Raw genomic sequence first — 6,849 nt, forward strand, 5'->3', positions numbered from 1 at the left:
CCAAGAGGAAAGCGACGTCAGACGCGGGCGGCACCCGCGACCGATTTTCGCGCCGTCACCACGGCGCGGGCAACGCGCCACATGGACTTGAGTGAGCGGTATGTACCTGCCCAATCCACTGATGCCGGGCCAACGCAACACAGGGCGGTCCTGGGTGACCTCCACTCAGATCGGAACTGCACCCCACGTGATCGTGCCGGGGCCTAGGGGTGGCCGCGCGCCCTGGTCGGCAGGGACGTAGCGTCAGCGCATGGACTTCCGTATCACCGCTGAGGAGGAAGCGCTCGTCTTCCCGGCTCGCGGAGCTCCTGGACGGCGGCACGCAACCGCCGAAGACGCAGCTCGTCGAGGAGCTGGGCCAGGACATTCGGCAGCAGCTCGAAGGGCTCAAGGCGAAAGGCTGGATCCTCGTCCGCGCGGCTGCAGACGGAATGATGGTCGTCGATCTCACCGGGCCGGCGTGGAAGGCCGTCTGCAGCCGCCGCGACGTCGGCCGGTAACGGCCGTCGTGACGCTAGAGATTCGCCTACGCGATCCCATAAGGCCTGTGCTCTTCGGCCTCGCCCGGTGTAGCGTCGCTACAAGTAGTCGTGGTTCCGAAGTCCGTTCGCCCGTGACACACATCTCGGGCGTCTTTGCTGTTCAGCGCCTCTCCGGACCAAGGCGATCACCTCCGGATCCCGCACGGTGCGGGATTCCGAATTTCCTTGAGGGAGACAGGCATGGCCAGCGGCACCGTCAAGTGGTTCAACGCTGAAAAGGGCTTCGGTTTCATCGAGCAGGACGGCGGCGGCCCCGACGTCTTCGCCCACTACTCGAACATCGACGCCTCCGGCTTCCGCTCCCTGGAAGAGGGCCAGCGGGTCACGTTCGATGTCGGCCAGGGGCAGAAGGGCCCGCAGGCGGAGCACATCCGCCCCGAGTAACAACGCATAGACAGACCCCGGCCGGATGGTTACCGGCCGGGGTCTCTTGCTGCCCGGGTGAAAGGGCGACAAGCCAGTGCGCACCCCTGGCAGTGATCCGCCGCCCCGAACCCGCAAAGTCACAAGGGGACGTCGACCTGCTCCCCCACGGCGAGCACGTCCGCAGGCAGAGAGGTCTGGTGAGCTGGTCAGCCCGCCATCGACGGCTTCTGACAGCCAGCCGCGGTTGCGGTGGTTGCTGTACTCCGCCGCTGTACGGCAACGGCTCTGGAGGGCGCTTCTACGCTGGAGATTCCCGCAGGTCACCGGCCTCAGCGCCGCCTTTGGTTGATTCCCCGTCCCTGGATAGTCCACGGGCGCTGATGCCTGTTCGCATGTGCCGGACCGGACTACGGGACGAGTCGGGGCGGGGTTGCTGTTGTTGGAGGTGATCGCGGACAAGTGTGGGGTGGGAGGCTTCGGCAAGATCGTGTGATGCAAGTTCACCCTGGTGGACGGGGCGCGGGCCTCCGGTTCGCGTGCCGCGCGTGACGCCGACCCGCCTGGCGCCGATTCGTGACTCAACACAGACCATCATAAAACGTGCCTTTGGGTGGAATTCTGACTCACCGTGACACTTGCGCTGTAAATATTGATGTGACCGACCAGGCGGGCGCATCAGGCACCTGCCGTGAAAGGAGCACGGAATGCGGGTTTCCCGTCTTGCTGCCGCGCTGGGCGTCGCAGCCGCCGTCCTGCTGGGCGGCGCCACTGGCGCCAGCGCCGCAACCTATGCACCCTCGGCGGTACCTCATGCCACGCATGACCGTGGTCACGATCATGATGACTACGGGCGCGGCGACCGTGACGACCGCTGGGGCAACCACGACCGTGACGACCGGGGCAACCACAGCTGGGACCACGGCCGCTGGGGCCACCACGACCGAGACGACCGGGACAACCACGGCTGGGGCCACCGCCGCTGGGGCCACCACGACCGAGACGACCGGGGCAATCACGGCTGGGGCCACGGCCGCTGGGGCCACCACGACCGTGACGACCGGGGCAATCACGGCTGGGGCCACGGCCGCTGGGGCCACCACGACCGTGACGACCGCTGACCGCCCTTGGGGTGCCCTTCCGCTGTTGGGGGAGGGCACCCCTTCCGTGTGCCCCGTATGCCTTCTACCTCTAATCTTGCGCAATGCGCCGCTCTTCAGGGTGGTGGTGAGGCGCATCTCAGGACTGCTCTGACCTCGGCCGTGGGCACGGGTCCGCGGTGTTGGCCTCAGCTTACGGGGCGCTGCTGGCGCTCGATGTACTGCTTCACGACGGTGAGCGGCGCTCCTCCGCATGAGCCTGCGAAGTACGACCCGGACCAGAAGTGCCCGCCCCACAGGTACCGGCGGACGTGCGTGTCGTACTCCTTGCGCAGCAGTCGGGCGGAGACGCCCTTGAGGCTGTTGACCAGCTTGGAGAGCTGGACCTTCGGCGGATAGTGCACGAGTAGGTGCACGTGATCGTGCTCGCCGTTGAACTGCTTCAGCTCGGCCTCGAAGTCCTCGCACACCTCCCGCATGATCTCCTCGCACCTGTTCAACATGGCGTCGGTGAACACGCCGCGCCGGTACTTTGTGACGAACACCAAATGGACATGCAGGTCGAAGACAACGTGACGACCGGTGCGAACATCGGGATTCGGATTCCATCGCGGCGACATAAACCAACTGTAGTATGGTGATCGCTATGAGTGAAAACACCTTGGTGAAGCGGCAGTTCGGGCACCGTGCCCGGCTTGCACTGTCGCCTGCCGAGGTGTCGAGGGCCGATGCCCAGGCGCACGCGGCCCGCACGATGTGGAACCTGCTGCACGCCTGGTGGCAGATGATGCCGAAGGACAAGCGCACGCTTGCGAACGCCGATACCGCGATACGGCAGGCCCGCAAGGACCTCGATTTCCTTGCCGTCCTGCCCGCGCAGGCCGCGCAGGCGGTGCTGAAGACGTACTTCCAGGCGTGGAAGAACTGCTGGGAGGGCCGGGCCAACGCACCGAACTTCAAGGGCCGCTTGCGGTCCGCAATGAGCGTGGACGTCCCGCAGGGCCGCGACCTGAACATCAAGCGGGTGCACCGCCGCTGGGGCATGGTCAACCTGCCCAGGATCGGCCGAGTACGGTTCCGCTGGACCCAAGAGCTCCCCGTCGGCAAGCACGCCACCACTGATAACCGGATCACCGGCGCACGCCTGGTCAAGGATGCCCTCGGCTGGCACATCGCCTTCCGTGTCATGACCCAGGAGTCCACGCCCGCGCCCCACACCGGCCCCGAGGTCGGCATCGACGTGGGCGTCACGGTGCCCCTCGCTCTGTCCGACGGCAACCATCAAGACCACGGCCGCCCCGCCAGACTCCCGGACGGCACCGCCGACCGGGACAAGTGGCTCACCCCGAAGGAGAAAGCCAAGCTGCTGCGCCTGGAACGCGAAGCAGCGCACCGCAAGGGCTTTTGCACACGCGGTGAGAAGACGTCCCGCCGCTTGCAGCACACGTACGACCAGATCAAGCAGCTCCGCGCAAAAGCCACGCGCCGCGCCCTTGACTGGCAGCATCAGACCACCACCTACCTCGCCCGCACGTACGGCACGGTCGTGGTCGAAGCACTCACCATCACGAACATGGTCAAGTCCGCGAAGGGCACCGTCGAAGAGCCAGGCAAGAACGTCAAGCAGAAGGCCGGTCTCAACCGCTCCATCAGCCAGGAGGCATGGGGGCGCACGGTCACGATGCTGGCGTACAAGGCCGCCCGGTACGGCGCCACCCTGGTCAAAGTCCCAGCCCCCGGCACCTCCCAGCGCTGCTCTGCATGTGGCTTCACCACGCCAGGCAGCCGCAAGGACCAGGCCACGTTCGTATGCAGGAACCCGGACTGCGGCTTCGCGGCGAACGCCGACTGGAACGCAGCCCGGAACATCTTGCACCTGTACCGGATCGGCCTCGTGGCGATCCCGGCTGCCGGAAGGTGCAGTCGTCAGGCGCCAAAACGCGTCAAGCCCGCCGCCGCAAGGTAGGCAGGAATCTCCTTCCCGAGCTTGCGAGGGGAGGAGAGCACTTCAATGCATGACTGACGAGGGCTTCCGCGGATGGACGCAATCTGCGATCCGCTCGATTCCGACCGCAGCGATCTGGATTCGTATATCCGTGTCGTGCACGCGTTCAACGCGCGTTGGGTGCTGGACATCGACGGCGGGGCGGTGTGCGACACCCGCTTTAGGAGTTCATTCGTTGCACAGCAGGACCTGGAACTGCTGCGGGATCATGTCGTTGCCGGAGAGCGCCAAGGCGAGCCCATGACGGCGCAAAAGCAACTGATCGCTGACCTGCTGGCGTTCCGACAGTGAGTTGCCCCGTGTGCTCTAGCTCGGACGACTGGTGCAGCCGCTGGGGATTTCGCTGCGATCCCGATCTCCATGCCTAAAGGCTTGCAGATCATTAACATGTCGTCTTGATCTTGTTCTGGGGCGGCTCGCCGGTTTGGGTGAGGCCCGAGGCTGGAGGGCTGCGAGGATCACGGGTGGTGTCGTTGCGGGTGGGATGACGATGACGTGTGCCTCGAGCAGTTTCCTGTTCTTCAGGAGGGTGCGGTGCATCGCGGTGCGGCTGTTGCCGAACAGCACGGCGAGCGGTTCCGCGGCCAGGGTGACCCGCAGATGGGGCACGGTGGCCAGCCGCAAGCGCCGCGCCGCCGGGCGGCGACAACGACGGTGTCCGTCACCTCCTTGAGAGCCCCTGGGGAACAGGTCAGGCTGAGTGCTGATCTCTCAGCACTCAGCCTGACCTGGCATTTCACTGTCGGGGTGGCGGGATTTGAACCAGAAGTGATGGGTCGAGTCTTTGACCTGCGGCCGGGCAATTGATCAATGCTGTGGCCTGCGACTTATCTGCCAGCGGCTGTCCGCGTTGGTCGTCATTGAGCACCCTTCGCTGGCCCCGACACGGGTGTTCCAGTTGCGGATCAGCTCTGCGCGACGACGCGCACGCTGGTCAGACGCTGATCGGCCGCGTCTGGCAAGAACATGCTGGCTGCGACTCCGGTGATCAGGTAGTCGAGCACGGGCTCGGTCAGGCGTTCACCGGGCAGGACAACGGGGATGCCGGGCGGGTAGGGGGTGATCATCTCGGCGGCGATTCTTCCCGGGGCCTCGGCAGCGGGAACTTTTGCGTGCTGGGAGAAATAGGCGTCGCGGGGCAGCCGGACCTGGTCCATGCGCAGATCGGCGGGTGACGGGACGGCGACCCGGGGGATATTCCGGAGATCGGCGGCGTGGTCGGCCAGGTCGCGCAGTGCCGTGAGGAGACGCGCGGTCTGCTCGTTGTCGGCGTGGGTGAGTTGGGCGCTGATACGCCGGTGGTCGAAGAGGTGGACGTCGATGTGATGGTTCTCCCGCAGCCAGTCGGCTGCCCGGTAGCCGCTGGTGCCCAGTTCGCTGATGTCCGTCACGACCGGCAACGGGTCGAAGCCGGCGGCGAGGTGGGGGCCGCAGAAGTCCGTCGCGTCGTTGACGTGGAAGCCGTCGATCGTCTCGATGGCCGTGCGGGTGCGTTCGGCCAGTTCCAGGGCCTTGCCGATGAGGTCGCGGCCTTGCTGGACCATCTGCCGGCGCCAGGCATCGATGCTGGCGTAGAGCAGGACGTTCGGGCTCGTCGTGCCGAGCAGGTCGGCACGAGAGGCCAGCTCGGCGGGATCGATGAGGTCACCCTGGAGGTGGAACACCGAGCCCTGCTCCAGCCCGCTGCCCATCTTGTGGATGCTGGTCACACAGATGTCGGCGCCCGCGTCCATGGCCCACGACGGCAGACCGTCGTGGAAGGGCAGATGCGCTCCCCACGCCTCGTCCACGATGAGCGGCTTGCCGCGACGGTGACAGATGTCCGCGATGGCCGTGAGGTCGGCCGCGGCTCCGTACGGGGTCGGGCTGGTGACCAGGGCTCCGTCGGCATCGGGGTGCTGGGCGAACGCCTTGTCGTGGGCGGCCGCCGACGGGGGGTGGGCGATGTGCCGCATGTCATCCCACTGGGGCTCCACCCACACAGGATCGACGCCGGACAGGATGAGGCCGGCAACGACCGACTTGTGCGCATCGCACCCTACGAGGAGCTGGTGGCCAGGACAGGTCACGGCCAGCATGGCGGCTTTCACCGACAGGGAGCTGCCGCACGTCGAGAAGAACGTGTGGTCGGCGTGCACCGCGTCGGCCATGAGTTCCTCGGCCCGCTCCAGAACGCGGGCACGGGTGAGACGGTCGTCAAGCCCGCCGTTGGCCAGGACGTCGCCGAAAAAGACGGCGTCCCCCAGCACGGCTCGAGCTCGGGGGTCCGCGCCACGTGCCTGCTTGTGGCCGGGCGGTGTGAATCCCAGCTCGTCAGCGTCGTGATACCGGGCGAGCGCGTCGAGTACGGGTGCTTCATCGTGGTTCAGACCCATGTGTCAGCGGGTTCCCGAAACCGCGACGGACATACGCTTTGGGCTGCCCCGGCGGGGGTGGAGGCCGGCCGCGACATCATGACCAGCGCGCCGGTGACCGTGGAACCGCAGGCCTCCGTGGCCAACGTGGCCTGGCTGATGCGTGACCAGAACATCGGCGCTGTCCTGGTCACGGAGAAGGATCACCTGCGCGGACTGGTGAGCGACCGCGACCTGGTCATACGGGCCCTCGCGCAGGGCGCGGACCCGGAACAGACGACCGTGGCCGACGCGTGCAGCGAAGATGTGTTCACCATCAGCCCGGACGACGAGCTCGACCGCGCGATCGAGATGATGCGCGAGCACTCAATCCGCCGCCTCCCCGTCGTCGAGGGCGACCATCCGGTCGGAATCGTCTCGCTCGGCGACCTGGCCATCGAACGCGACCCCCGGTCGGCGCTCGGCGACATCAGCGCGGCGCGGCC

Annotated in this window: 8 protein-coding genes and 1 pseudogene; 6 read left to right on the forward strand and 3 right to left on the reverse strand. The window is 66.6% G+C overall.

Annotation, left to right across the window (positions count from 1 at the left end; all coding sequences use genetic code 11):
- Positions 1-209: 209 nt before the first annotated feature.
- The 3 genes from ACWDA7_RS48910 (at position 210) to ACWDA7_RS48920 (ending at position 2,026) form a co-directional block, all read left to right on the forward strand.
- Positions 210-500: a hypothetical protein gene (locus ACWDA7_RS48910; RefSeq protein ID WP_450614187.1), complete on the forward strand. Its 291-nt coding sequence runs from the start codon at positions 210-212 to the stop codon at positions 498-500.
- Between the two features lie 222 nt (positions 501-722).
- Positions 723-926: a cold-shock protein gene (locus tag ACWDA7_RS48915; RefSeq protein ID WP_141360305.1), complete on the forward strand. Its 204-nt coding sequence runs from the start codon at positions 723-725 to the stop codon at positions 924-926.
- A gap of 686 nt (positions 927-1,612) precedes the next feature.
- Entirely contained in the window at positions 1,613-2,026 is a 414-nt protein-coding gene (locus ACWDA7_RS48920; RefSeq protein WP_450614189.1) for a hypothetical protein, read from the forward strand.
- A 167-nt stretch (positions 2,027-2,193) separates the two neighbouring features.
- Here ACWDA7_RS48920 and tnpA read toward each other — a convergent pair whose 3' ends face one another.
- Positions 2,194-2,625 carry an IS200/IS605 family transposase gene (gene tnpA, locus ACWDA7_RS48925; RefSeq protein WP_450613836.1) on the reverse strand — a complete coding sequence of 144 codons (432 nt, stop codon included), beginning with the start codon at positions 2,623-2,625 and terminating at the stop codon, positions 2,194-2,196.
- A 26-nt stretch (positions 2,626-2,651) separates the two neighbouring features.
- On the opposite strand from tnpA, the gene ACWDA7_RS48930 reads away from it, so the two are divergent.
- Together ACWDA7_RS48930 and ACWDA7_RS48935 are read left to right on the forward strand one after the other, a co-directional pair.
- The gene (locus ACWDA7_RS48930; RefSeq protein WP_450614191.1) at positions 2,652-3,971 is read left to right on the forward strand and encodes an RNA-guided endonuclease InsQ/TnpB family protein; all 1,320 of its coding nucleotides are present in this window, start codon (positions 2,652-2,654) and stop codon (positions 3,969-3,971) included.
- Between the two features lie 72 nt (positions 3,972-4,043).
- Positions 4,044-4,301, forward strand: a complete 258-nt coding sequence (locus tag ACWDA7_RS48935) for a hypothetical protein (protein WP_450614193.1) — start codon at positions 4,044-4,046, stop codon at positions 4,299-4,301.
- 91 nt (positions 4,302-4,392) lie between these two features.
- Here ACWDA7_RS48935 and ACWDA7_RS48940 read toward each other — a convergent pair.
- Both ACWDA7_RS48940 and ACWDA7_RS48945 read right to left on the reverse strand, forming a co-directional pair.
- Positions 4,393-4,628 (reverse strand): annotated as a pseudogene (locus ACWDA7_RS48940) (ISAzo13 family transposase); the annotation flags it as partial.
- A gap of 287 nt (positions 4,629-4,915) precedes the next feature.
- A complete protein-coding gene (locus ACWDA7_RS48945) occupies positions 4,916-6,385 on the reverse strand; it encodes an aminotransferase class I/II-fold pyridoxal phosphate-dependent enzyme (RefSeq protein ID WP_450614195.1) in 1,470 nt (489 codons plus the stop codon).
- Positions 6,386-6,463: 78 nt separating this feature from the next.
- Between ACWDA7_RS48945 and ACWDA7_RS48950 the strand changes: the two genes are divergently transcribed.
- On the forward strand, positions 6,464-6,849 hold a 386-nt coding region (locus tag ACWDA7_RS48950; RefSeq protein ID WP_450614197.1), incomplete at its 3' end, for a CBS domain-containing protein.

It is taken from the genome of Streptomyces sp. NPDC001156 (genome assembly GCF_053598275.1).